General features: G+C 39.7%; 27 protein-coding genes. 25 read left to right on the forward strand and 2 right to left on the reverse strand.

The genetic code is table 11. The features are described from left to right. The first annotated feature begins 22 nt into the window (after positions 1-22). The 17 genes from rplF (at position 23) to truA (ending at position 10,587) form a co-directional block, all read left to right on the forward strand. The gene (gene rplF / locus JZO76_RS06780) at positions 23-559 is read left to right on the forward strand and encodes a 50S ribosomal protein L6 (protein WP_173103863.1); all 537 of its coding nucleotides are present in this window, start codon (positions 23-25) and stop codon (positions 557-559) included. A 111-nt stretch (positions 560-670) separates the two neighbouring features. Continuing rightward, a complete protein-coding gene (gene rplR / locus JZO76_RS06785) occupies positions 671-1,027 on the forward strand; it encodes a 50S ribosomal protein L18 (protein ID WP_016173534.1) in 357 nt (118 codons plus the stop codon). Between the two features lie 20 nt (positions 1,028-1,047). Beyond that, positions 1,048-1,548, forward strand: a complete 501-nt coding sequence (gene rpsE, locus JZO76_RS06790) for a 30S ribosomal protein S5 (protein ID WP_016173535.1) — start codon at positions 1,048-1,050, stop codon at positions 1,546-1,548. Between the two features lie 14 nt (positions 1,549-1,562). Beyond that, the gene (gene rpmD / locus JZO76_RS06795; protein WP_071864224.1) at positions 1,563-1,742 is read left to right on the forward strand and encodes a 50S ribosomal protein L30; all 180 of its coding nucleotides are present in this window, start codon (positions 1,563-1,565) and stop codon (positions 1,740-1,742) included. Between the two features lie 38 nt (positions 1,743-1,780). Then, positions 1,781-2,221 carry a 50S ribosomal protein L15 gene (gene rplO / locus JZO76_RS06800; RefSeq protein ID WP_016173537.1) on the forward strand — a complete coding sequence of 147 codons (441 nt, stop codon included), beginning with the start codon at positions 1,781-1,783 and terminating at the stop codon, positions 2,219-2,221. Then, entirely contained in the window at positions 2,221-3,516 is a 1,296-nt protein-coding gene (gene secY, locus JZO76_RS06805; RefSeq protein WP_206903382.1) for a preprotein translocase subunit SecY, read from the forward strand. The genes rplO and secY overlap by 1 nt, the downstream gene beginning before the upstream one ends. Before the next feature lie 65 nt (positions 3,517-3,581). After that, a complete protein-coding gene (locus JZO76_RS06810) occupies positions 3,582-4,226 on the forward strand; it encodes an adenylate kinase (protein ID WP_206903383.1) in 645 nt (214 codons plus the stop codon). Between the two features lie 183 nt (positions 4,227-4,409). Further along, positions 4,410-4,628, forward strand: a complete 219-nt coding sequence (gene infA, locus JZO76_RS06815) for a translation initiation factor IF-1 (RefSeq protein WP_010754744.1) — start codon at positions 4,410-4,412, stop codon at positions 4,626-4,628. 32 nt (positions 4,629-4,660) lie between these two features. Continuing rightward, positions 4,661-4,777 (forward strand): 50S ribosomal protein L36, encoded by a 117-nt coding sequence (gene rpmJ / locus JZO76_RS06820; RefSeq protein WP_002288710.1) that lies wholly within the window; start codon positions 4,661-4,663, stop codon positions 4,775-4,777. Positions 4,778-4,795: 18 nt separating this feature from the next. Further along, entirely contained in the window at positions 4,796-5,161 is a 366-nt protein-coding gene (gene rpsM, locus JZO76_RS06825; RefSeq protein ID WP_173103860.1) for a 30S ribosomal protein S13, read from the forward strand. 27 nt (positions 5,162-5,188) lie between these two features. Further along, a complete protein-coding gene (rpsK, locus tag JZO76_RS06830) occupies positions 5,189-5,578 on the forward strand; it encodes a 30S ribosomal protein S11 (RefSeq protein ID WP_016173541.1) in 390 nt (129 codons plus the stop codon). Positions 5,579-5,660: 82 nt separating this feature from the next. Then, positions 5,661-6,599 (forward strand): DNA-directed RNA polymerase subunit alpha, encoded by a 939-nt coding sequence (locus JZO76_RS06835; RefSeq protein WP_071864228.1) that lies wholly within the window; start codon positions 5,661-5,663, stop codon positions 6,597-6,599. Positions 6,600-6,631: 32 nt separating this feature from the next. Next, on the forward strand, positions 6,632-7,012 hold the full coding sequence (rplQ, locus tag JZO76_RS06840; protein WP_016173543.1) for a 50S ribosomal protein L17: 381 nt from the start codon (positions 6,632-6,634) through the stop codon (positions 7,010-7,012). A 354-nt stretch (positions 7,013-7,366) separates the two neighbouring features. Then, a complete protein-coding gene (locus JZO76_RS06845) occupies positions 7,367-8,206 on the forward strand; it encodes an energy-coupling factor ABC transporter ATP-binding protein (protein WP_206903384.1) in 840 nt (279 codons plus the stop codon). Beyond that, positions 8,182-9,039, forward strand: coding sequence for an energy-coupling factor ABC transporter ATP-binding protein (locus JZO76_RS06850; protein WP_206903385.1), 858 nt, complete (start codon positions 8,182-8,184; stop codon positions 9,037-9,039). The genes JZO76_RS06845 and JZO76_RS06850 overlap by 25 nt, the downstream gene beginning before the upstream one ends. After that, on the forward strand, positions 9,036-9,833 hold the full coding sequence (locus JZO76_RS06855; RefSeq protein ID WP_206903386.1) for an energy-coupling factor transporter transmembrane component T family protein: 798 nt from the start codon (positions 9,036-9,038) through the stop codon (positions 9,831-9,833). The genes JZO76_RS06850 and JZO76_RS06855 overlap by 4 nt, the downstream gene beginning before the upstream one ends. Positions 9,834-9,843: 10 nt before the next feature. Then, positions 9,844-10,587, forward strand: coding sequence for a tRNA pseudouridine(38-40) synthase TruA (gene truA, locus JZO76_RS06860; protein WP_206903387.1), 744 nt, complete (start codon positions 9,844-9,846; stop codon positions 10,585-10,587). 362 nt (positions 10,588-10,949) lie between these two features. On the opposite strand, the gene JZO76_RS06865 is transcribed toward truA, so the two are convergent. Beyond that, on the reverse strand, positions 10,950-13,574 hold the full coding sequence (locus JZO76_RS06865) for a YfhO family protein (protein WP_206903388.1): 2,625 nt from the start codon (positions 13,572-13,574) through the stop codon (positions 10,950-10,952). Positions 13,575-14,072: 498 nt separating this feature from the next. After that, complete coding sequence (gene rpmB / locus JZO76_RS06870) at positions 14,073-14,261, reverse strand: 50S ribosomal protein L28 (RefSeq protein ID WP_016173549.1); 189 nt, start codon at positions 14,259-14,261, stop codon at positions 14,073-14,075. A 319-nt stretch (positions 14,262-14,580) separates the two neighbouring features. Here rpmB and JZO76_RS06875 point away from each other — a divergent pair, with 319 nt between their 5' ends. The 8 genes from JZO76_RS06875 to opp4B all read left to right on the forward strand — a co-directional run bounded on the left by JZO76_RS06875 (position 14,581) and on the right by opp4B (position 23,857). Further along, entirely contained in the window at positions 14,581-14,943 is a 363-nt protein-coding gene (locus JZO76_RS06875) for an Asp23/Gls24 family envelope stress response protein (protein WP_206903389.1), read from the forward strand. Between the two features lie 45 nt (positions 14,944-14,988). Then, positions 14,989-16,677, forward strand: a complete 1,689-nt coding sequence (locus JZO76_RS06880) for a DAK2 domain-containing protein (protein WP_206903390.1) — start codon at positions 14,989-14,991, stop codon at positions 16,675-16,677. A 227-nt stretch (positions 16,678-16,904) separates the two neighbouring features. After that, positions 16,905-18,941: an ATP-dependent DNA helicase RecG gene (gene recG / locus JZO76_RS06885; protein ID WP_206903391.1), complete on the forward strand. Its 2,037-nt coding sequence runs from the start codon at positions 16,905-16,907 to the stop codon at positions 18,939-18,941. An 85-nt stretch (positions 18,942-19,026) separates the two neighbouring features. Then, on the forward strand, positions 19,027-20,037 hold the full coding sequence (gene plsX / locus JZO76_RS06890; protein ID WP_206903649.1) for a phosphate acyltransferase PlsX: 1,011 nt from the start codon (positions 19,027-19,029) through the stop codon (positions 20,035-20,037). A gap of 112 nt (positions 20,038-20,149) precedes the next feature. Then, a complete protein-coding gene (acpP, locus tag JZO76_RS06895) occupies positions 20,150-20,392 on the forward strand; it encodes an acyl carrier protein (protein WP_071864237.1) in 243 nt (80 codons plus the stop codon). 551 nt (positions 20,393-20,943) lie between these two features. Further along, positions 20,944-21,948: an ABC transporter ATP-binding protein gene (locus tag JZO76_RS06900; RefSeq protein ID WP_206903392.1), complete on the forward strand. Its 1,005-nt coding sequence runs from the start codon at positions 20,944-20,946 to the stop codon at positions 21,946-21,948. Then, complete coding sequence (locus tag JZO76_RS06905) at positions 21,949-22,893, forward strand: ABC transporter ATP-binding protein (RefSeq protein ID WP_206903393.1); 945 nt, start codon at positions 21,949-21,951, stop codon at positions 22,891-22,893. It abuts the gene before it with no gap. A gap of 1 nt (position 22,894) precedes the next feature. Continuing rightward, entirely contained in the window at positions 22,895-23,857 is a 963-nt protein-coding gene (gene opp4B, locus JZO76_RS06910) for an oligopeptide ABC transporter permease (RefSeq protein WP_206903394.1), read from the forward strand. Positions 23,858-23,862 lie beyond the last annotated feature (5 nt).

The following is a 23,862-nucleotide window of genomic DNA, read 5'->3' on the forward strand; positions in this document are numbered from 1 at the left end:
TTTTACAAGGAGGTGTCTTTAAGTGAGTCGTATCGGTAATAAAATCGTTGAATTGCCTGCTGGCGTTGAAGTTAAGCAAGATGGCAACAACATTACAGTCAAAGGTCCTAAAGGTGAACTTACACGTACTTTTTCTGCTGACATTACTATGAATGTCGAAGGAAACGTTGTAACTTTCACTCGTCCAAATGACACAAAAGAAATGAAAACAATCCACGGAACAACTCGTGCCAACTTCAACAACATGGTCGTAGGTGTTTCTGAAGGTTTCCAAAAAGCTCTTGAACTTATCGGGGTTGGTTACCGTGCCCAATTACAAGGCAAAAAATTAGTCTTAAACGTGGGTTACTCTCACCCAGTTGAGATCGAAGCGCCAGCTGGCGTTGAAATCGAAGTTCCTGCGAACACACAAGTGATCGTTAAAGGAATCAACAAAGAAGTAGTTGGCGAATTAGCTGCGAACATTCGTGGCGTACGTCCTCCAGAACCTTACAAAGGCAAAGGGATCCGCTATGTTGGCGAATTCGTACGCCGTAAAGAAGGTAAAACTGGTAAATAATAAAGGATATAGCCGAAGCCCGTATGAAAATTACGGCTTCACATCTTCCTTTTTTGAAGATGACTATATACTTTTCGCGGCTTAGGCCAGCAAATAGAAGAGGTGACAATTGTGATTACAAAACCAGACAAAAACAAGACACGTCAAAAGCGTCATCGCCGTGTCCGTAACAAAATCTCTGGTACTGCTGAGTGCCCACGTTTGAACGTATTCCGTTCTAACAAAAACATCTACGCGCAAGTTATTGATGACGTAGCGGGTGTAACGCTAGCAAGTGCCTCTGCCTTGGATAAAGAAATTTCAGGTGGAAATAAAACAGAACAAGCGCAAGCCGTAGGTAAATTAGTTGCTGAACGTGCTGCTGCTAAAGGTATTAAAGAAGTAGTCTTTGACCGTGGTGGTTACCTTTACCATGGCCGTGTGCAAGCTTTAGCTGAAGCTGCGCGCGAAAATGGACTAGAATTTTAGGAAAAGGAGGAACACCATTCATGACTTACATCGATCCAAATCATTTGGAATTAGAAGACCGCGTTGTTGCGATCAACCGTGTAACAAAAGTTGTTAAAGGCGGACGCCGTTTGCGTTTTGCAGCTTTAGTTGTAGTTGGCGATAAAAACGGACACGTAGGTTTTGGTACAGGTAAAGCACAAGAAGTACCAGAAGCTATCCGTAAAGCGATCGAAAGTGCTAAGAAAAACTTGATTGAAGTACCTATGGTGGGAACAACTATCCCTCATGAAGTTATCGGCGTCTTTGGCGGTGGCCGCATTTTAATGAAGCCAGCTGTTGAAGGTTCTGGGGTTGCTGCAGGTGGACCTGTCCGTGCCGTCTTAGAATTAGCAGGCGTTTCAGATATTACTTCTAAATCATTAGGTTCAAACACACCAATCAACGTTGTTCGCGCAACTGTTGAAGGTTTATCTCAATTAAAACGTGCTGAAGAAGTTGCTGCATTACGTGGCAAATCAGTTGAAGAAATTATCGGATAAGGAGGACAACAATAATGGCTGAATTAAAAATTACTTTAAAACGCAGTGTTATCGGACGTCCTCAAAACCAACGTGATACTGTTAAAGCGTTGGGTCTAGGTAAAGTGAATACAACTGTAGTGAAACCTGCTAATGATGCAATCAAAGGTATGGTTAACACTATTTCTCACTTAGTGGACGTTGAAGAAATTTAATCAAACTTAGTTTAACTTGTTAAGGAGGTGCCAACCCTATGAAACTTCATGAATTACAACCTGCAGAAGGATCACGCCAAGTACGCAATCGCGTCGGTCGCGGTACTTCATCTGGTAACGGTAAAACATCTGGTCGCGGACAAAAAGGTCAAAAAGCGCGTTCAGGTGGCGGTGTGCGTTTAGGCTTTGAAGGTGGTCAAACACCATTATTCCGTCGTTTGCCAAAACGTGGTTTTACTAACGTTAACCGTAAAGAATATGCAGTAATCAATTTAGATGTCTTAAATCGCTTTGAAGACGGTACTGAAGTAACACCTGTTACTCTAGTAGAAGCTGGAATCGTGAAAAACGAAAAAGCTGGAATCAAAGTTTTAGGCAACGGTGAATTGACTAAGAAATTAACTGTGAAAGCAGCTAAATTCTCAAAAACAGCCGAAGAAGCTATCACAGCTAACGGTGGGTCAATTGAGGTGATCTAATGTTTAAACTGTTGAAAGACTCTTTTAAAGTTAAAGATATTAGATCAAAGATCTTCTTTACCGTTTTTGCTTTATTCGTCTTTCGTCTAGGAGCACATATCACCGTTCCTGGTGTTGATGCTAGTCGCCTGCAAAGTATCGCAGAACTACCATTTTTAAACATGTTAAACATGGTAAGTGGTAGCGCGATGCAAAATTTCTCGGTCTTTTCAATGGGTGTGTCACCTTATATTACTGCTTCAATTGTGATTCAATTGTTGCAGATGGATATCGTGCCAAAATTTGTTGAATGGTCCAAACAAGGGGAAGTAGGTCGACGTAAATTAAATCAAGCTACGCGCATTTTGACATTGGTGTTAGCCTTTGTTCAATCAGTCGGGATTACAGCTGGATTTAATTCTTGGACACAGCTTGGCTTTGTGGATAACCCAGATGTGATGACTTTTGTTGTAATTGGTTTAATCTTAACTGCCGGTACAATGTTTGTAACGTGGTTGGGAGAACAAATTACTGAAAAAGGTGTCGGCAATGGGGTTTCTATGATCATCTTTGCTGGTATTATCTCTCGTTTGCCTGATGCGATTAAACAATTAGTTGAAGATTACTTCATTAATATCGAATCAAGTGAAATTTGGAAATCGGCATTATTTATGCTTGCTCTGGTAATTGCTGTTTTAGTAATTATCACGTTGGTCACTTATGTCCAACAAGCAGAACGTAAAATTCCGATCCAATATACAAAACGAGTTGCTGGCGCACCAACAAGCAGTTACTTACCGCTTAAAGTTAACGCTGCCGGCGTTATTCCAGTTATTTTCGCCAGTTCTTTCATTGCTACCCCGAATGCCATTTTACAAGCTTTAAGCGGCTCGTATCGTGGTGAAGGTTGGTATGAAGTAATGATGCAAATCTTTAATTATAATACGGTGCCAGGGGCAACGATTTATACATTATTGATTGTAGCATTTACGTTCTTTTACGCTTTCGTGCAAGTTAACCCTGAGAAATTAGCGGAAAACTTACAAAAGCAAGGAAGTTATATTCCATCGGTCCGACCTGGTAAAGGTACTGAAGATTATGTCTCCCGCTTATTGATGCGTTTAAGCGCAGTTGGGGCTTTGTTCTTAGGTCTAGTTGCTTTGTTACCAATCATCGCACAAATGGTCTGGAACTTACCACAATCAATTGGTTTGGGTGGTACAAGTCTATTGATCGTAATCGGTGTTGCACTGGAAACTGCTAAACAGTTAGAAGGTCTAATGCTGAAACGGAAATATACTGGTTTTATCAATTAGAGTGAAGGTGAAGTGTTGAGGGTCTTCCTCAACACCCCCACCATAAACTTACAGGAGGAGTTAGTATGAACCTTGTATTAATGGGATTACCTGGTGCAGGTAAAGGAACGCAAGCTGAAAGAATCGTTGCGGCGTATCAAATTCCTCACATTTCAACAGGTGACATGTTTCGGGCGGCTATGGCCAATGAAACAGCTCTCGGCCTGGAAGCAAAAGCTTATATGGATAAAGGTGAATTAGTGCCTGACGAAGTTACCAATGGTATCGTAAAAGAGCGCCTAGCAGAACCTGATACTGACAAGGGCTTCTTGTTAGATGGTTTTCCTCGGACAATTGATCAAGCAAAAGCATTAGATCAAATGCTTTCAGAACTTGGAAAAAAATTAGATGCCGTCGTTGAAATCCATGTTCCGTCAGAAATCTTAGTTGAACGCTTAGCGGGTCGCTATATGTGTCGCAATTGCGGCGCGACGTATCACAAAATCTTCAACCCAACTAAAGTTGAAGGCACTTGCGATCGTTGTGGAGGCCATGAGTTTTATCAACGAGAAGATGACAAACCTGAAACAGTCAAGAATCGTCTAGCTGTCAACATTAAAAGCAGTGAACCGATCTTAAGTTACTACAAAGATCAAGGTTTATTGCAGTCGATTGATGGAGATCGTGATATCGATGCAGTCTTTGCCGACGTGCAAAAGATCATCGGGTAACACGCGCAAACAGCTACCGACTTGCAAAGAAACTTTCTCTTGCTAAGTGTGATATATTATGATAGAATATGTCAGTCCGCCTTTAGCGTTAAATAAAGGCAAGTTTTGAGAATCTCAGGTGGGAACGCCAAGTTTCCGCCATTTTATCGTGTAAAGCGAAACAAGTACAAGGAGGTACTGTGCGTGGCAAAAGAAGATGTTATCGAAATCGAAGGTACAGTCGTCGAAACTTTGCCGAATGCAATGTTTAAAGTGGAATTGGAAAACGGACACCAAGTGCTCGCTACGGTATCAGGTAAGATCCGTATGCACTACATCCGCATCCTGCCCGGTGATAAAGTGACGGTAGAATTATCGCCATACGATTTATCACGTGGTCGGATCACATACCGTTTTAAATAATTGTACTCCGTAAACTTCAAGGAGGTATTATCATGAAAGTAAGACCATCAGTAAAACCAATGTGTGAACATTGTAAAGTAATTCGTCGTAAAGGACGCGTTATGGTGATTTGCCCAGCAAATCCAAAACATAAACAACGTCAAGGATAATCGGAGGTGTAACAAAATATGGCACGTATTGCAGGAGTAGATATTCCTCGTGATAAACGCGTAGTAGTTTCTTTAACTTACATCTATGGTATCGGAAACACTACTGCGAAAGAAGTGTTAGCTGAAGCTGGCGTATCTGAAGATGTTCGTGTTCGTGACTTAACGAATGAACAAACAGATGCTATCCGTGCAGCAGTTGACAAATTAAAAGTTGAAGGTGACCTTCGTCGTGAAGTCAACTTGAACATCAAACGTTTGATGGAAATCGGTTCTTACCGTGGTATCCGTCACCGTCGTGGTTTGCCAGTTCGTGGTCAAAACACTAAAAACAACGCCCGCACTCGTAAAGGTCCTTCTAAAACAGTTGCAGGTAAGAAAAAATAATAATCTAGTGAAGGAGGTTAAAACTTCATGGTAGCAAAAAAAGTGAATCGTAAACGCCGTGTCAAAAAGAATATTGAAACCGGTATTGCGCATATCCATTCAACATTCAACAATACAATCGTAATGATCACAGATACTCATGGTAATGCTTTAGCATGGTCATCTGCTGGTGCTTTAGGTTTTAAAGGTAGTAAAAAATCAACACCTTTTGCCGCTCAAATGGCAGCTGAAACTGCTTCAAAAGCAGCAATGGAACATGGATTAAGAACAGTTGATGTAACTGTTAAAGGCCCTGGTTCTGGACGTGAAGCAGCAATTCGTTCATTACAAGCAGCAGGTCTAGAAGTGACTGCAATCCGTGACGTGACTCCAGTTCCTCATAATGGATGCCGCCCTCCAAAACGCCGTCGTGTTTAATGAGTGCTGCTCAATTTGAGTTTCTACATTTTTACGTCATTGAACAAGACACTTTTCGTTTTGAAAGGGGTAAAAGATAAGAATGATTGAATTCGAAAAACCAAGAGTTGCAAAAATTGATGAAGAAAAAGATTATGGCAAGTTCATCGTTGAGCCTCTAGAAAGAGGTTATGGGACTACTTTAGGCAATTCCCTACGTCGTATTTTATTATCTTCATTGCCTGGGGCAGCGATCACAAGTATTCAAATTGATGGCGTCTTACACGAATTCTCCACCGTCAAAGGTGTGCGCGAAGATGTCGCACAAATCATTTTGAATATCAAAGGTCTTGCTCTTAAGATGTACACGCAAGAAGAAAAAACCCTTGAAATCGACATTACCGGTCCAGCGACTGTTACTGCTGGTGACATTATCGTTGACAGTGATGTAGAAATTTTAAACAAAGATATGTATATTTGTAGCGTTTCTGAAGGGGCTACTTTTCATGCCCGCTTGACTGTTCGACCTGGTCGTGGTTATGTGCAAGCTGATGAAAACAAACGGGAAGATATGCCAATCGGTGTTATCCCAGTTGATTCAATTTACACACCAGTGAATCGTGTTAACTACCAAGTAGAAAACACACGGGTTGGCCGTCGTGACGATTTTGATAAATTGACGATGGAAATTTGGACTGACGGTTCTATCATGCCGATGGAAGCGATGAGTTTAGCTGCGAAAATCATGACTGAACATTTGGATATTTTTGTGAATCTAACTGATGAAGCTAAAAATGCTGAAATCATGATTGAAAAAGAAGAAACACAAAAAGAAAAAATGTTAGAAATGACAATCGAAGAATTAGACTTGTCTGTTCGTTCATATAACTGTCTGAAACGTGCTGGCATCAATACAGTACAAGAATTAACCAACAAATCTGAACCAGAAATGATCAAAGTGCGTAATTTAGGCCGTAAATCACTTGAAGAAGTGAAAGCTAAATTACACGATCTTGGTTTAGGATTACGTAAAGACGACTAATAGTCGCAGAATCAAAAAGGAGGGAATTCCACGTGAGTTACCGCAAATTAGGACGCACATCTAGCCAACGTAAAGCGATGTTGCGTGATTTAACAACTGATTTATTGATCAACGAACGTATCGTAACGACTGAAGCTCGTGCTAAAGAAGTTCGTTCAACTGCTGAAAAAATGATCACTTTAGGTAAACGCGGCGATTTGCATGCCCGTCGTCAAGCTGCTGCTTTCGTACGTAACGAAGTAGCAAGTGTACGGGAAGAAAACGAAGAAATCGTTATTGAATCAGCTTTACAAAAGCTATTTAACGATATCGCTCCTCGTTACGCAGAACGCCAAGGTGGCTACACTCGCATCTTGAAGACAGAACCAAGACGCGGCGATGCAGCACCAATGGTTATCCTAGAACTTGTTTAATATCACACTTTTCATCACTTTATCGATGTCCTTTAGAGTGTTATGATGTTGGAAGTAAATTCCGAGTCTAGCTCAGCGCCGCCCCTTAGTTTTACTAAGGGGCAGGCACTCATCATAAAGTGCTTTTTTTTTACCCAAAATTTACTGTCAAGACAGTTTTAAAACAGAATGCCTCCTAAATTATTTTTTAACAGTTAAAAAAATGAAAGATTGTTTAGGAGACATTCAGTGATAACAATTTGTATTTGCCCTTATTTTCTGCTAAATTTAGTAGGAAAAGCTTTCAAATCAGCTTTTTTACCAGTAAATGTTCATTTTGTGAACAAGACTAAGGATTAAAGGACAGGAGTCGGCATGGAAGATATTATTGAACTTGTAGATATTAAATTCAGCTACGATCCAGAAGCTGAAAGAAATGCACTAGATGGTGTTAGCTTTAGTATCAAAAAAGGCGAGTGGGTTGCAATCGTGGGCCATAACGGTTCTGGTAAATCTACTTTGGCTAAAACAATTAACGGCTTGCTGTTGCCACAACAAGGAAGCGTTACAGTCGGTAAGAATTTATTAAATGAAGAGAACGTTTGGGACATTCGCCGTATGGTAGGAATGGTTTTTCAAAACCCTGATAATCAATTTGTTGGCTCAACGGTTGAAGACGATGTCGCCTTTGGACTGGAAAATCAAGGAATTCCTCGTGAAGAGATGTTATTACGGGTGACAGATGCGCTAGAGCAGGTCCGTATGAGCGACTTCAAACAAAGAGAACCCGCGCGTTTATCCGGAGGCCAAAAGCAACGGGTAGCCATTGCTGGTGTGGTAGCACTGCGTCCAGATATTATCATTTTAGATGAAGCGACCAGCATGCTAGATCCAGAAGGTAGAGAAGAAGTTATTGCGACCATCAAAAAAATTAAAGATCAAAATAATTTGACGGTTTTATCCATTACCCATGATATTGACGAAGCGGCCAACGCAAACCGAATTTTAGTAATGCAAGCAGGAAAATTGGTAAAAGAAGGAAGCCCGGCTGAAATTTTTTCTGCTGGCGAAAAATTAATTGAACTAGGTTTAGATTTACCTTTCCCTGAAAAATTAAAAGCGGCCTTAAAAGAGCGGGGCGTTGCTGTACCTGCTGAATACTTGACTGAAGAAGGGATGGTGGAGTGGTTATGGACATCCGTTTTGAACAAGTAGGCTTTACCTATCAACCGGGGACACCATTTGAACAACGCGCTTTGTATGATATTGATTTAGAAATTGCCACAGGATCGTATACTGCCATTGTTGGTCATACCGGGAGCGGTAAATCAACTTTATTGCAGCATTTAAATGCCTTATTAAAGCCCACTAGCGGCGCAGTTACAATTGGAGACCGTAAAATTATCGCTACGACAGATAATAAAAATTTAAAACCAATTCGCAAAAAAGTAGGTATAGTTTTTCAATTTCCCGAAGCACAACTCTTTGAAGAAACAGTCGCCAAAGATATTGCTTTTGGGCCGAAAAATTTTGGTGTCTCAGAAGAAGCCGCGAAAGCTTTGGCTGAAGAATACCTCGATTTAGTTGGCTTAGACGCCTCTTACATGGAGCGCTCACCATTTGATCTATCCGGTGGTCAAATGCGGCGAGTGGCAATTGCAGGGGTCTTAGCGATGGAACCAGAAGTCTTAGTCTTAGATGAACCAACAGCAGGGCTTGATCCCAAAGGGCGTAAAGATATGATGGAGATGTTTTTGCGACTACACCAAGAAAAAAATATTGCAATTGTTCTAGTTACCCACTTGATGGATGATGTCGCAAATTTTGCTGATTACGTATATGTATTGGAAAAAGGTGCCTTAGTAAAATCAGGTCGGCCTGTAGATGTTTTTCAAGATGTTAAATGGGTACAAGAAAAACAAATTGGCGTGCCGATGGCGACAGATTTTGCTTTGCGGTTACAAGAAAAAGGGATGCATTTTGATCGTTTGCCAATTACTGCTGAAGAGTTAGCAGATATGCTATTGGCAGGAGGTGGCAAAAAATGATGAATAAACTGATTTTTGGTCGCTATATCCCAGGAGATTCTTTGATTCATCGTTTAGATCCGCGGGCGAAACTAATTGCTAGTTTTTACTTTATCGCAGTTATTTTCTTTGCTAATAATTGGCAGAGCTATGCCTTTTTGGCACTGTTTACCTTAGGCTGTGTTGCGCTTTCCAAAGTTAAGCTTTCCTTTTTTATTCGCGGTGTAAAACCTTTAATTTGGTTGATTTTATTTACTGTCTTGTTGCAAGTCCTATTTACCACGGGTGGGAATGTCTTGTGGCATTGGTGGGTCTTTACGGTGACCGATTACGGATTGCTAAATGGTGCTTTCATTTTCTGCCGTTTTATTTTGATCATTTTTATGTCAACCTTATTGACGTTAACGACAGCGCCGTTGGAGTTATCAGATGCCATTGAATATATTTTGCGCCCTTTAAATGTTGTGCATTTTCCTGTTCATGAAGTTAGTTTAATGCTTTCAATTGCGTTGCGTTTTGTACCAACGTTAATGGACGAGACGGAGAAAATTATGAATGCACAGCGGGCTCGTGGTGTTGATTTTGGCGAAGGCAACTTAGTTCAAAAGATGAAAGCTATTATCCCGCTTTTAATCCCATTGTTTGTTTCTAGTTTTAACCGTGCGGAAGATCTAGCAACTGCCATGGAAGCACGAGGCTACTCTGGGGGTGAAGGTCGGACAAAATATCGGAAATTGGATTGGCATTTGCGCGATACCATGGTGGTAGTCGTCTTTGCAGCAGTTACAGTCTTGTTGATTTTGATTCGGAATTGAGGAAATAAATTTGCGCTATAAAGCTATCATTGCTTATGACGGTACAAACTTTCACGGCTTTCAACGGCAAGTGTCAGGGCGGACTGTCCAAGCAGAATTAGAAAAAACGTTAACGAAAATAAATAACGGCAATTTTGTCGAAGTTCAAGGCTCCGGTCGCACAGATGCTGGAGTACACGCCTTAGGACAAGTCATTCATTTTGACTTTCCCAAAGAGCGGCCTTTAGAAAAAATGCGCTTTGCACTAGATACGCAGTCACCAGCGGATATCGCTTGTAAAAGTGTTGAAATTGTTCCAGACGATTTTCATGTTCGTTATTTAGTTAAGGAGAAAACATATCAATTTAAAGTGGATATCGGTAAACCCCGCAGTCCATTTCGTCGCTTTTATGCCAGCTACTATCCTTATCCACTTGATTTGGCAAAAATTGAAGCAGCGCTACCGGCATTTTTGGGCACCCATGATTTTACTTCTTTTTGTGCTTCTGGTAGTTCAGTGGAAGATAAAGTTCGCACCATTCGGGTTGCAAAAATGGCCGTCAATGATAGTGGCGATGAATTGACGTTCACTTTTACTGGGGATGGCTTCTTATACAAAATGATTCGGATCATGGTGGGAACGTTATTAAAGATTGGCAATGGCCACATAAAAGCAGATGCTATTCCCGCCATCATTAAAGCTAAAGATCGTAATTTAGCAGGACCAACAGCTCATCCAGAAGGTTTGTATTTGGTTGAAGTGAAATATGACTAAAAAAGCGTTGTTACACTGTCTGAATACAGACAGTGTAACAACGCTTTTTATAATGGCCACGTAGCTAAAATTTCACTAAATTTGAAGAACAATGAAGAACAATTTAGTGGAATTAAATCTTAATGCTCGTGAACTGAGCGAGTTTGTTCCGCTTTTCTTTGCTGTCTAGCTACACAAACTAGTCCCCTATGACATGAAGCTAAAATTCCACAAAATTTGAAGAACAATTTAGTAGAATTAAATCTTAATGCTCGTGGACTGAGCGAGTTTGTTCCACTTTTCTTTGCTGTCTAGCTACACAAACTAGTCCCCTACGACATGAAGCTAAAATTCCACAAAATTTGAAGAACAATTTAGTGGAATTAAATCTTAATGCTCGTGGACTGAGCGAGTTTGTTCCGCTTTTCTTTATAAAAGCGGTCAAAGAAGTAAAAGAGGATAAGGCAAGTGATAAACAGAACAACACCAAGGATAAAACCTGGTGGTAAGTAGCTTAATGTAATGGTGTGACTTCCTTGTTTTACTTTGACGCTGACAAAAGCATCTTGAAAGGCAGTAACTGGGACTTTCTTGCCATCGATTTTGACTTGCCAGCCTTTATCAAAGGGAATCATCGTCACGAGTAATTGGTCAGAGGTAGCTGTAAAATTACCGGTGGCACTGCGATTTCCAGTTTTTAGTGGCACGCCATTAGCTTGCAATTGTTTCATGGCCGTTGTATAAGCAGTCGTATCTAATGTGACGACTTGTGGGTTTTGTAACCCGATGGATTTAGTCCCATAAAAACTAGCAGTAAAGGTGATTATGGTCTCTTTGTCGTAATAGCCAAGATCATAATATTGACCGCTAATATTAATTTGCGTTTTGCGCTTTTGCCCGTTGATTAAAATCGTGACAGTCGAGCTTTCTAATTCAGCGAAGTCTTCTGGATAAAGACTTAGGTAAGCTTGCTGGTGGGCTGGTATGGTCACGCTCCAAGTAATATCTTTTGCTAAATTAGCTTTTTGCTCTGTTAGGCGTAAAAAGTTTCCATTATCTGTTACAGTCGCGTTATCGGTTTTGACTAAAGATAAGGGGAGAAAGTCAAAATAACGGAGATTATTACCGCTTAATTTATTCACTAAGTTTGTTTGACTTGTCAAATTATCGTTGGGTGGTTGGACGATTTTTGCGGCAGTGTTATCCGTTAAAAAGGCTAAAGGTAAGGCATAATCGTTTTCATATAATTGATAGTCAGCATTTTTGGCCTTTTCTTTAAAACCAAACTTATTTAACGGTGTTTTCGTTAAGTTGTATTTGATCCCCGTCAAGCCATCCATTAATAAGGTATTATTCGTATAGCGGATATTTAGGTTGGTACCACGCGAACGAAAACCCAATTGATCCAAGTAGCTGGAGGAATGACGATTCCGAATGGAAGAAAACATGCTGATCCCACTGTAACCATAATTAAAGCTGTCGTTACTAGAAACAGGATCAAGATTTTCTAAGCGATAAAATGTCTTGTTTGCGGCTTTGGTTTGATCTACAAGATTTTTAATCGCCGGATAAGGTTCAGTATAAAGACTGCGGGAAGCGTAATTCCAATCGTTTAAAATGCCGTGTACCATGCCGTTGGTATTAATCGCCGCTTCGCTGCAAACAACTGCCAACAGTAAAATGCGCGCGGTCTTTTTCGTGAAACTATTTTTAGCAGTAAAAGTAAAAACTAAAATGTATAAAAGTAAAAAGCAAATCGTTAAGACAAAAGAACCAAATTTTACATAAGTGTATTCATGATCGCCTCTAAGCCCCATGGCTAAACAGAATACAAGCATCAAACCAATCATGATTGCTACTAGTTTGGGCCAGTGTTGGACCTTGAATTGTTCCCAGCCATAACCGGCTAACATAATCACTAAAAAGGAAAATAAGTAGGCATAACGGAATAAAAACATATTCGGTGCATGCATTCCTTGCCAGAATAAGTTCAATGGGACTAGATAAAAACTGGCAATTAAAATGGCAAATAAAGCAGCAAAAAGAATTTTTTCCTTGCGGGCAACCGCTTTGGTAACAAAATAAAACAAACAAAAGGCTAAAGGCAATAAACCAATGTAAATAAAAGGAATACTCCCGTATTTGGTAGTATCGTAGACCCCAATCATATTTTTCATGATAATATCTAAAAAACTAGTGGCTTCAGTTTTTAATTGGGTAATCTGGGTAAGTTCCTCACCGTTGGTCCGCAAATCCAAAACAGCCGGTAGAATAATAATCATGGCAGCTCCGCCAGCTAATAAAGAAGTTATGCCATAAGGTAGAATTGCATTTTTGTTCTTTTTGAAATTGCCAATAAGGCGTACAAGAAAATAAAGAACAGAAAAAATACCGATCATAAAACCCATGTAAAAGCTGGAAATAAATAAGAGCAGATAACTAAAAAATAAAAGACGCGGTTTCTTCAATAATATGAGTCGATCGATACCCCAAATAATTAAAGGCAGGTATACTAAGGCGTCAATCCACATGATAATTTCAGAATGGGCAACGATAAAAGACATTAAGGCATATGTTGTCGCTAAGGCGACATGAGCCCATTTATCAAGCTTAAAAGTATGTTTGGCATAAAACCAAAAAGCCAAACCGGCACTGCCGACTTTTAATAAAGTTAGAAAGTAGAGGGCGTCTGGCATCAACTGATTTGGAAAAAATAGTACTAAGGGTGTAAAAATTCCACCTAAATAATAGGAGATTAACGAAAGATAATTTAGCCCCAAAGAAGTATGCCACGAATACAAAAAGCTCTGTTTGCCGAGCATTGCGTTGCGGAAGCTCGCATGAAAGTTAGAAAACTGCGAAAAAGCATCGCTGGCTAAAATACTCCGGCTGCTACCGGGATAAATCCCGATGGTTAAATAAATAAAGGCCAAAATAAAAAAAGGCAGGCCAAAACTCGCCAACATTAAAAGGCGATTTTCTTTTAGAAAAGACTTCACTTGCTGCATTAGGTCACCAAATTTCTCTAGATTAAAATTAAAACTCGTCTATATTTTATCACAACTCTGTGTCGCTGAAAGCTTTGGTAAAAAAAGAAAAAACTCTTTTAAAATTTGAAGAAGGAATAGAGGCAGAAAAAGTGAAATAGTCAAATAAAGCAGCAAGAAAAAAGCGAATATGCGAATTGGTATATTCTCATTTTTGGGGGTGAAGCGTCTTGACACTTTACAAAAAATGCAGTATTTTTAGGGTGTTAAAAAAACATATTTCGTCTCAATATTACACGGTTAATATTGGCACATATCTATAAAAAAGACTGGCTTTGTGTCAGTCTTTTTTGCGTTTTTGTAGGTTGTGATGTTTTTGTTAGTGGATTTCAAATTTATTTTTATAATAACGTTCTTTTTCTATTGGTCACTTTTTGTAAAAAAATTAGGATTTCACGCAAAAGGATACAAAAAAACCGTCTGAGTTTCCTCAGACGGTGTATTGTAGTCTAGTGTCAATTAAACGCGCTCAACTTTTCCTGATTTCAAAGCACGAGCTGATACCCAAACTTTTTTAGGTTTACCATCGATTAAAACGCGAACTTTTTGTAAGTTAGGTTTAACTGTACGTTTTGTAGCGTTCATCGCATGGGAGCGGTTATTTGCACTTGATGTTTTACGACCTGTAAAATAGCAAACTTTTGCCATGTGACTAGTTCCTCCTTTGCCTTGCTATGGAGCGCATATTAGGGCTCATACTAACTGAATTTACCACAAACGATACAATTATGCAAGCTAAATTTGCCGGCAAATATTGACTTTTATCTTTAAACCATGTAAATTAAACAACGTTGCAGGCTTTATCAAAGTTTTTACTGCCGTTAGCTCTTTCTTTTATTTAAAGGGTAGCTATGATAAAATACTATAGAAGAAAATGGGGGAATTTGTGCCCCTCTTTTGTTATATTCAATTGAAGAAATTCAAGGGAACAAATTTTGTAAAGCTTAAATTAAGGGGGCTTATTTTTATGGCTGTAAAAATTAATACTGCATCTGGCACAATCGAAATTACAAACGAAGTGATTGCCACAGTGGTCGGTGGCGCTGCTACTGACGTATTTGGCATTGTCGGCATGGCCAGCAAGAGTCAAATCAAAGATAATATCAATGAAATTTTACGTAAAGAAAATTATTCCCGTGGCGTTATCGTGCGACAAGAAGAAAACGGCGTTGCGGTGGATGTTTACACCATCGTCAGCTACGGAACGAAAATCTCGGAAGTTTCTCGTAATGTACAAGAAAAAGTGAAGTACAATTTGGAAAGTATGTTAGGTGTAACGGCTAATTCCGTTAATGTTTTCGTTCAAGGTGTACGTGTACTGCCAGATTAGGCAGGAGATCAGCTTTTGAGGGATCGATTCTAAGGAGGATTATCAGTGAAAGTAACGGAAATAAGCGCAAGTCAATTCCAGGAAATGGTCCAGGCTGGTGCTAGTCGTCTGCAAGTCAATGCAGAATATGTCAACTCGTTGAATGTTTTCCCGGTGCCAGATGGCGATACCGGAACCAACATGAATATGTCCATGACCAGTGGCGCTAAAGCTGTTTTAGATTCTGCATCAGAAAATGTTGGAGAATTAGCCAATGTTTTAGCTAAAGGATTGTTAATGGGAGCCCGAGGGAATTCCGGTGTTATCTTATCGCAATTGTTCCGCGGTTTTTCAAAACAAATTCCAGATGTGGCCACATTAAATGCCACAGACTTAGCCAAAGCATTTACCCATGGCGTGGAAACGGCGTATAAAGCAGTAATGAAGCCAGTTGAAGGAACTATTTTAACTGTGGCTCGCGTTGCGGCAGAATACGGCGAGAAAAAAGCAGCTGAAACAGATGACTGTGTAGAAGTTTTAAAAGCAGTTGTAAAAGGCGGAAAACGCGCCTTAGCCAAAACACCAGATTTATTGCCAGTCTTAAAAGAAGTTGGCGTAGTGGATAGTGGTGGTCAAGGTTTACTTTATGTTTATGAAGGCTTTTTATCTGCATTAACTGGAGAATATCAAGCGGATGAAACATTTGAACCAACCCCTGCTGCCATGGATGAAATGGTCAATGCCGAACATCACCGTAGCGTGCAAGGGCAATTAGCTACAGCAGATATTAAATTTGGTTATTGTACTGAAATTATGGTAAATATCGGTGAAGGACCAACTGTTGACAGTGAGTTTGACTATGAAACTTTCCGTAATTACCTAGATGGTTTAGGCGATTCATTATTAGTTGTCAATGACGATGAAATCATCAAAGTCCATGTGCATACAGAACATCCTGGTGAAGTCATGAATTATGGTCAAAAATTTGGGGCATTAGTTAAAGTTAAAGTAGACAATATGCGCTTGCAACACGAAACCATTTTAGAACATGACCATCAAGTTGAAGAATTTGCCACTGAACCAGCTAACTTACCACGGGTTCCTTATGCTGTAATCGCAATTGCAGCGGGTGAAGGAGTAGCAGAATTATTCCGGAGCTTAGGAGCAAACTATGTGATTTCAGGCGGTCAAACGATGAACCCAAGCACACAAGATATTTTAGATGCGATAAAAAAAGTTAATGCCGATAAAGTAATTGTGTTGCCAAACAATAAAAACATCTTCATGGCTGCTGATCAAGCAGCAGAAGTTGCAGAAATTCCAGTAGCAGTAATTGCTTCTAAAACTATTCCACAAGGTATGACTGCGATGTTGAGCTTTAACGAACAAGCAGACCTTGAGACTAACAAACAAGCGATGACAGATTCCTTAAAAGATGTTATCTCAGGTTCAGTGACGCATGCAATTCGCGATACCAACATCGATGGAATTGAAATTCATGAAGGCGACTTTTTAGGAATGGTCGACGGTGCAATTGTTATTTCAAATCCAGATCAAATGCAGACAGCTTTGACGACTTTGGAAAAAATGATCACTCCAGAGACTGAAATTATTACCATTATTTTTGGTGATGAAGCCAAAGAAAAGGATGCCGAAAAACTGTCCGAAGCATTACTTGCAAAACATGGTGATTTAGAAGTCGAAATTCACGAAGGCAATCAACCGGTATATCCATACCTGTTTGCAGCAGAATAGAAAATAAATTTGACAAATTGCAGGTGAAACCAGCTACTTCCAAAAGATGAGCCTGGTTTCACTTTTTGTTTTCTATAGGAAAAGAATAAAATTTCCAGACAGATGATGCAGCAGATCTTACGAGTGAAAGCCAACACATTTTTTAAGTCTTTATTTTGGTTTATTGCTAAAAAGTTGCCCAAGTTATTTTGACTTTTTTTATTTTTTACGAAAATTGAGGTGAACAGATGACTGCAGGACTAAAAACAGAAGTTGCTTATTTAAAAGGTGTGGGACCAAAAAGAGCGCAGGATTTAGCTAGCCTTGGGATTGTGACGGTAGAAGATTTACTAAGCTACTACCCTTTTCGCTATGACGATATTAAAGAACGTGACTTAACCGAGCTTTCTGATCAAGAAAAAGTTACCTTAAAAGGTGTCGTAGTGGCGCCAGCTGTGGTGAACCGCTTTGGGTACAAAAAATCAATGTTGAAATTTCGCATGATGCAAGATCATGTGGTTTTTAATGTCTCTTTTTTTAATCAGCCCTATTTAAAAGACAAAGTTGTTTTAGGTGAAGAATTGGCAGTTTATGGCAAGTGGGATGCCAAGCGAAAAGCAATGACGGGTATGAAAATTTTGGGCTCTGGCACAGATGATGATTTCGCCCCAATTTATCACGTCAATAAAAGTTTGAAACAAAAAACGTTAATCGATTTAATTCGCCAAGCTTTTGAACTTTATCAAAATCAAATTGACGAGAATCTGCCTGTATCCTTAAAAGAAAAATATCGCTTAATCGATCGTGACAAAGCGATGTATGCCATGCATTTTCCACGGGATAAAGAAGAAAGTCATCAAGCCAAGCGGCGCGTTGTTTTTGAAGAATTTTTCTTGTTCCAAATGAAGTTGCAGGCCCTAAAGCAAGCAGAAAAAGCTGCAATCAATGGTTTGGCGATTCAATATGATGTCAAGCGGTTGAAAACTTTTATTGATAGTCTGCCCTTTGAATTGACAGGTGCGCAAAAAAAAGTGACCAATGAAATTTGTGCCGACTTAAAGAGTCCCCAACATATGCAACGTTTATTGCAAGGGGATGTCGGTAGCGGGAAAACGGTCGTGGCGGCGATTGCTTTATATGCTACAATGACAGCTGGCTTTCAAGGGGCATTGATGGTACCAACAGAAATCTTGGCTCAGCAGCACATGGAAAGTCTAAACCAATTGTTTGATCCGTTGGAAGTTTCTACGGCTCTTTTGACAGGATCCACCAAGGCCAAAGAACGCCGGCTTATTTTAGCACAATTGGAAAATGGTGAAATTGACGTCATTGTTGGGACCCATGCGCTAATCCAAGAAGATGTGACGTTTTCAAATTTAGGCTTAGTGATTACCGATGAACAACACCGTTTCGGGGTAAACCAACGTCGTGTATTACGGGAAAAAGGCTTGCGCCCAGATGTCTTATTTATGACAGCTACGCCAATTCCGCGAACCTTAGCGATTACGGCTTACGGGGAAATGGATGTTTCTGTTATCGATGAACTGCCAGCTGGTCGGATTCCAATTGAAACACGCTGGGTGCGACCGAGTCAGTTAGGTGCTATTTTGGATTGGTCTTATCGCGAGTTAAAAAAAGGACATCAAATGTATGTTATTTGCCCATTAATCGAGGAGTCAGAAACATTGGATGTTAAAAACGCGACGGAGATTTATGAACATCTACAAGCTTTTTACGGAGATGATTATGCAGTGGGGATGCTTCACGGCAAAATGAAAAACCAAGAAAAAGAAGCGATTATGACTGACTTCAAGGACAATAAAATGCAAGTGTTAGTATCCACGACTGTCATTGAAGTTGGTGTTAATGTGCCCAATGCAACTGTGATGCTGATTATTGATGCCGAACGTTTTGGTTTAGCACAACTCCACCAATTGCGGGGCCGAGTGGGGCGAGGCGCAGAGGCTTCTTATTGTATTTTAGTTGCAGATCCTAAAAATGAAACGGGAGCTGCACGGATGAAAATTATGACAGAAACAAATAATGGCTTCATTTTAAGTGAAGAAGACTTGAAACTACGCGGCCCAGGAGAAGTATTTGGTTTCCGGCAATCAGGGATTCCGCAATTTATAGCCGGTGATTTAGTCGCAGATGCCAATATTTTGGAAGTAGCCCAAAGTGAAGCAAAAAATGTTTGGCGAATGAAAAACTGGCAAGTATTACCGGAATATCACGGATTGGCTGCAGCAATAAAAAATCAGACCAGTGCGCAATTCTTTGATTGATTATGCTATACTTTGTAGCATATGAAAAGCTTATAACCAGCTTATAGGCTGTAGTTAATGGTTTACAGGAGGTAATAACGAAATGATGAAAATCGCAGTCGATGCGATGGGCGGCGATAATGCACCCAAAGCAATTGTCGAAGGTGTCATGTTGGCAAAAAAAGATTTTCCTGATATTGAATTTCAATTATATGGTAAAGAAGCAGAAATTAAAAAATTCGTAACCGATGAAACAAACGTTAAAATTATTCACACGGATGAAAAAATTAATAGTGATGACGAACCGGTTAAAGCAATTCGTCGTAAAAAACAAGCTTCAATGGTCTTAGCAGCACAAGCAGTGAAAAATGGCACAGCTGATGCTATTTTTTCTGCGGGGAATACAGGGGCATTATTAGCAGCAGGCTTGTTTATCGTTGGGCGGATTAAAGGAATCGAACGTCCCGGTCTAATGTCTACGTTACCAGTAATTGGTAAAGAGGGCGGTTTTGATATGTTAGACCTTGGAGCAAATGCCGACAATAAACCAGAACATTTATTGCAATATGGCATTTTAGGCTCTTTTTATGCCCAACATGTCAGAGGGGTTACAAATCCTCGCGTTGGTTTGTTAAATAATGGGACCGAAGAAACCAAAGGCAGTGAATTAACGAAAAAAGCTTTTGAACTCTTAAAATCAGAAAAAAGCATTAACTTCATTGGTAATGTGGAAGCAAGAGAACTTTTAAACGGCGCAGCAGATGTTGTCGTGACCGATGGCTTTACCGGCAATGCCGTTTTAAAAACAATTGAAGGAACAGCGCTAAACATGATGGCTCTTTTAAAAGAATCTATCTTAGCAGAAGGCTTCAAAGGGAAAATGGGCGCATTGCTGTTAAAAGATGGTTTGCGTAATTTGAAAAATGAAATGGATTACGCCAAATATGGTGGTGCTGTTTTATTTGGCTTAAAAGCACCAGTAATTAAAACCCATGGTGCTACAGGACCAGAGGCGGTCAGCTATACAATTCGTCAAATTCATACCATGTTGCAAGCAGATATGGTTCCACAATTAGTCGCACAATTTGAGGCGCGGGAAGATGAAAAGGCGAATTAAAAAGCTTTTAAAACGACAATTACTTAAAAAAGGCTAGACAAAGTATTTAGAAACCCTTAAAATGTTTGGTAGCTATCTTTTGATATTGTCATAAACGTGGAGGTGAATACATTTGACGCGTGAAGAAGTATTTAAAAAAGTAGCAGCCGTGATTGCAAACCACTTTAACGTGGATGCCGATCAAGTTACTGATACTATGAGCATCAAAGACGACCTGAATGCAGATTCCATTAGCGTGATGGAATTTGTCTTGGAATTAGAAGATGAATTTGGTACCGAAATTTCTGATGAAGATGCCGAACAAATCGAAACAGTAGGTAGTGCAGTAGATTATATTGCCAGCCACTTGTCATAAGAAACCAGTTAAAACTGAATCTTTTGTCACTAAAAGAGTAAAGAAAGTTTACCTAAAATTTTCTTTACTCTTTTTTTCTTTTAAAAAAAAACAAAATCATTTTGGCATTTTTGCGCATTATTTGTTGTTTAAATGCTTTTTTATGGTAGGATAAAAATACATAAAAATAAATATTTTTGTATGGAATTTCACTGGTGAGTTTAAGTGAAAGTGCTTTTTTAGCGAGGAAATTAATCTTTAAAGTTATTTGTTGAGGGAATCTTTGTGAAATTGCATGAATTGTAGCTGAAATTTACGCTTTAATTTTTATAAAAGATTAGCTTAATAGCAAGTTTTTCTTCAAATTTACGAGAAATCAAAATTAATTTTGGGAGTTTTCTGAAAATTCTGCTTTCACAGCTCTTTAACTTGCATTATGATACACCTTTCTATATAATTATTAAGAAATATTAGCGGGAGTAATTGGAGACTGGGAGAAGACAGCATCTCTCCCATGCTTTTTTACATTTTCCGGCAAAAAATCTCCGCATTAGCGAAAGAGGGGTATTGGATTGTCACAAGATAATCAATTATTAGAAGTTCAAGATCTGCACACGGGCTTTCGTATTAAAGATGAATACTACGATGCTGTTGACGGTGTGTCATTTACTTTAGAACGTAACGAAATTTTAGCGATTGTTGGTGAGTCAGGTTGTGGAAAGAGTACACTTGCAACGACCATTATGGGATTGCATGATCCAAAAAACACCCGTATCACTGGTGAGATGCTTTATAAAGATTTGGACTTAGCCAATTTAAATGAAACTTTATATAACAAAATTCGCGGAAATGATATTGGGATGATCTTCCAAGATCCATTGTCAGCCTTAAATCCTTTGATGCGAATTGAAGACCAGATTAAAGAAGGTTTAGTTTATCACACCAATATGACCGCAGAGCAACGGCAAGCACGGGCGATGGAATTACTAGATCAAGTTGGAATTCCAAATCCCAAACGAGTAGGGCGCCAGTATCCCCATGAATTATCTGGTGGGATGCGTCAGCGGGTTATTATCGCGATTGCGATTGCAGCAAAGCCACCGATTTTGATTGCCGATGAACCAACTACTGCATTGGACGTAACCATCCAAGCGCAAATTTTAGATTTGTTAAAAGATTTACAAGAAGAAACGGAATCTGGCATTATTTTGATTACCCATGACCTGGGTGTCGTAGCTGAAATGGCTGACCGAGTAGCGGTAATGTATGCTGGTCAATTTGTTGAAGTGGCACCAGTAGAAGAGTTGTTTAACAACCCACAACATCCGTATACCCGTTCACTTTTAAACTCAATTCCGCAAGAAGACAATCACGATAATGAACTTCATGTAATTGAAGGGATTGTACCGACCTTGGTGAAAATGCCACGGACAGGTTGCCGTTTTGCACCACGGATTCCTTGGATTCCAGAAAGTGATCACGAGGAAAATCCAACCTTACACGAAGTTGGAAAAGATCACTTGGTGCGTTGTACTTGCTACAAGCACTTCCATTTTAAAGACGAAGGAGAAGTGTAAATGTCAGAATTAATTACGATTAAAGATCTGAAAATCCACTATCCAATTCGCAGCGGTTTCTTTAACCGCGTGACAGACCATGTCTATGCCGTTGATGGTGTTGATTTTGTCATCGAAAAAGGTAAAACATACGGTCTTGTAGGTGAATCAGGTTCAGGCAAATCTACAACCGGGAAAGCGATTTTAGGATTAGAAAAAGTTACCGGCGGAGAAATTATTTATAACGGACAGGATGTCACAAAACGCAATGTCCGGAAAAAAATGAATTACAACAAAGACGTTCAAATGATCTTCCAAGATTCTATGTCCTCTTTGAACCCGAAAAAACGCGTATTAGATATTATTGCAGAACCGTTACGCAACTTTGAACGTTTAAGCGATCAAGAAGAAAAAAATCGCGTAAAAGAATTATTGGATATCGTCGGGATGCCAGAAGATGCCTTATACAAATATCCCCATGAGTTCTCTGGTGGTCAAAGACAGCGTTTAGGTGTTGCCCGTGCAGTTGCAACAAATCCAAAACTAATTGTAGCCGATGAACCTGTATCTGCTTTGGACTTATCCGTGCAAGCACAAGTGTTGAATTTCATGAAACGCATCCAGCAGCAATATGATTTGAGTTATTTATTTATTTCCCATGACTTGGGTGTAGTCAAACACATGTGTGACAATATCGCTATTATGTATAAAGGCCGATTTGTTGAAATTGGCAGTCGGGAAGATATCTACAATGATCCACGTCACATTTATACAAAACGCTTATTATCTGCCATTCCTCGAATTGATGTACCAAATCGTGAGGCGCATAAAGAAAATCGCCGTCACGTGGAAGAAGAATACATCAAGCATCAAAAAGATTATTACGACAATACGGGGCGCGTTTACGATTTACGCAAGATTACAGATACCCATTCTGTCGCATTATTAAACGAGGGGGCTAAATAAAATGTGGAAAACAATTTTACGACGTGTACTTTTAATGATCCCTCAAGTTATTATTTTGAGTATTTTAATCTTTATGTTAGCCAAAATGATGCCTGGGGATCCATTTACCGGGTTGATCAGTCCTACGACTTCACCGTCACGGATTGCAGAACTAAGAGAACAAGCTGGTTTAAATGATCCATGGCCGCAACAATATGTTCGTTGGGTTGGTAACGCCTTAAAAGGTGACTTTGGTATTAGTTATAACTACAAATATGCCGTTACGACAGTTATCGGACAACGGATCGGCAATACGGTTCGTTTGGCGATTGTTACAGTTATTTTGACTTATTTGATTGCTATTCCAATGGGGTTATTTGCCGGCAGATATCAAAACTCTTGGTTTGATAAATTTGTTGTTGCATATAACTTCATCAGCTTTGCGATTCCAGTATTCGTATTAGCTTTGATTATGTTGTTAATTTTTGGTTACCGTCTAGATTGGTTCCCTACCACGGGGAGTGTCTCGATTAACTCCAGTGCTGGGTCCTTTAAGTACTTCTTAGATGAGTTATACCACGTCGCGTTGCCGGCAATTGTTCAAGCGTTACTGGGAACAGCTGTAACCATCCAATACTTACGTAGTGAAGTTGTCGATGCAAAACAAATGGATTATGTGCGGACTGCCCGTTCTAAAGGGGTACCAACCAACCGCGTGTTTACCCGCCATATTTTCCGAAACGCATCATTACCAATCGCTTCACAATTGGGGTATGAAATTGTCGCATTGATTTCTGGTTCAGTGGTTATCGAGCGTATCTTTAACTATCCGGGGATTGGGAACTTGTTCATTTCAAGTATCCAACAACGGGATTATGCTATCATCACTGCTTTGACGTTGATTTTCGGGATTGCTACTTTGATCGGGACATTGGTGTCTGATATCGTGATGAGTATCGTTGATCCGCGGATCCGCATTCAGTAGTAGGG

The sequence above is a fragment of the Candidatus Enterococcus myersii genome, assembly GCF_017316025.1.
Lineage (GTDB): Bacteria > Bacillota > Bacilli > Lactobacillales > Enterococcaceae > Enterococcus_C > Enterococcus_C montenegrensis.

Bases quoted from the DNA above. Each gene is read 5' to 3' on its own strand.
- JZO76_RS06810 (WP_206903383.1), top strand. From the start codon at position 3,582: ATGAACCTTGTATTAATGGGATTACCTGGTGCAGGTAAAGGAACGCAA.
- secY (WP_206903382.1), top strand. From the start codon at position 2,221: ATGTTTAAACTGTTGAAAGACTCTTTTAAAGTTAAAGATATTAGATCA.
- rpsM (WP_173103860.1), top strand. From the start codon at position 4,796: ATGGCACGTATTGCAGGAGTAGATATTCCTCGTGATAAACGCGTAGTA.
- JZO76_RS06845 (WP_206903384.1), top strand. From the start codon at position 7,367: ATGGAAGATATTATTGAACTTGTAGATATTAAATTCAGCTACGATCCA.
- JZO76_RS06855 (WP_206903386.1), top strand. From the start codon at position 9,036: ATGATGAATAAACTGATTTTTGGTCGCTATATCCCAGGAGATTCTTTG.
- JZO76_RS06850 (WP_206903385.1), top strand. From the start codon at position 8,182: ATGGACATCCGTTTTGAACAAGTAGGCTTTACCTATCAACCGGGGACA.
- opp4B (WP_206903394.1), top strand. From the start codon at position 22,895: ATGTGGAAAACAATTTTACGACGTGTACTTTTAATGATCCCTCAAGTT.
- rpsE (WP_016173535.1), top strand. From the start codon at position 1,048: ATGACTTACATCGATCCAAATCATTTGGAATTAGAAGACCGCGTTGTT.
- rpmJ (WP_002288710.1), top strand. From the start codon at position 4,661: ATGAAAGTAAGACCATCAGTAAAACCAATGTGTGAACATTGTAAAGTA.
- JZO76_RS06905 (WP_206903393.1), top strand. From the start codon at position 21,949: ATGTCAGAATTAATTACGATTAAAGATCTGAAAATCCACTATCCAATT.
- JZO76_RS06835 (WP_071864228.1), top strand. From the start codon at position 5,661: ATGATTGAATTCGAAAAACCAAGAGTTGCAAAAATTGATGAAGAAAAA.
- rpmB (WP_016173549.1), bottom strand. From the start codon at position 14,261: ATGGCAAAAGTTTGCTATTTTACAGGTCGTAAAACATCAAGTGCAAAT.
- rpsK (WP_016173541.1), top strand. From the start codon at position 5,189: ATGGTAGCAAAAAAAGTGAATCGTAAACGCCGTGTCAAAAAGAATATT.
- JZO76_RS06875 (WP_206903389.1), top strand. From the start codon at position 14,581: ATGGCTGTAAAAATTAATACTGCATCTGGCACAATCGAAATTACAAAC.
- plsX (WP_206903649.1), top strand. From the start codon at position 19,027: ATGAAAATCGCAGTCGATGCGATGGGCGGCGATAATGCACCCAAAGCA.
- rplO (WP_016173537.1), top strand. From the start codon at position 1,781: ATGAAACTTCATGAATTACAACCTGCAGAAGGATCACGCCAAGTACGC.
- recG (WP_206903391.1), top strand. From the start codon at position 16,905: ATGACTGCAGGACTAAAAACAGAAGTTGCTTATTTAAAAGGTGTGGGA.
- JZO76_RS06865 (WP_206903388.1), bottom strand. From the start codon at position 13,574: ATGCAGCAAGTGAAGTCTTTTCTAAAAGAAAATCGCCTTTTAATGTTG.
- rpmD (WP_071864224.1), top strand. From the start codon at position 1,563: ATGGCTGAATTAAAAATTACTTTAAAACGCAGTGTTATCGGACGTCCT.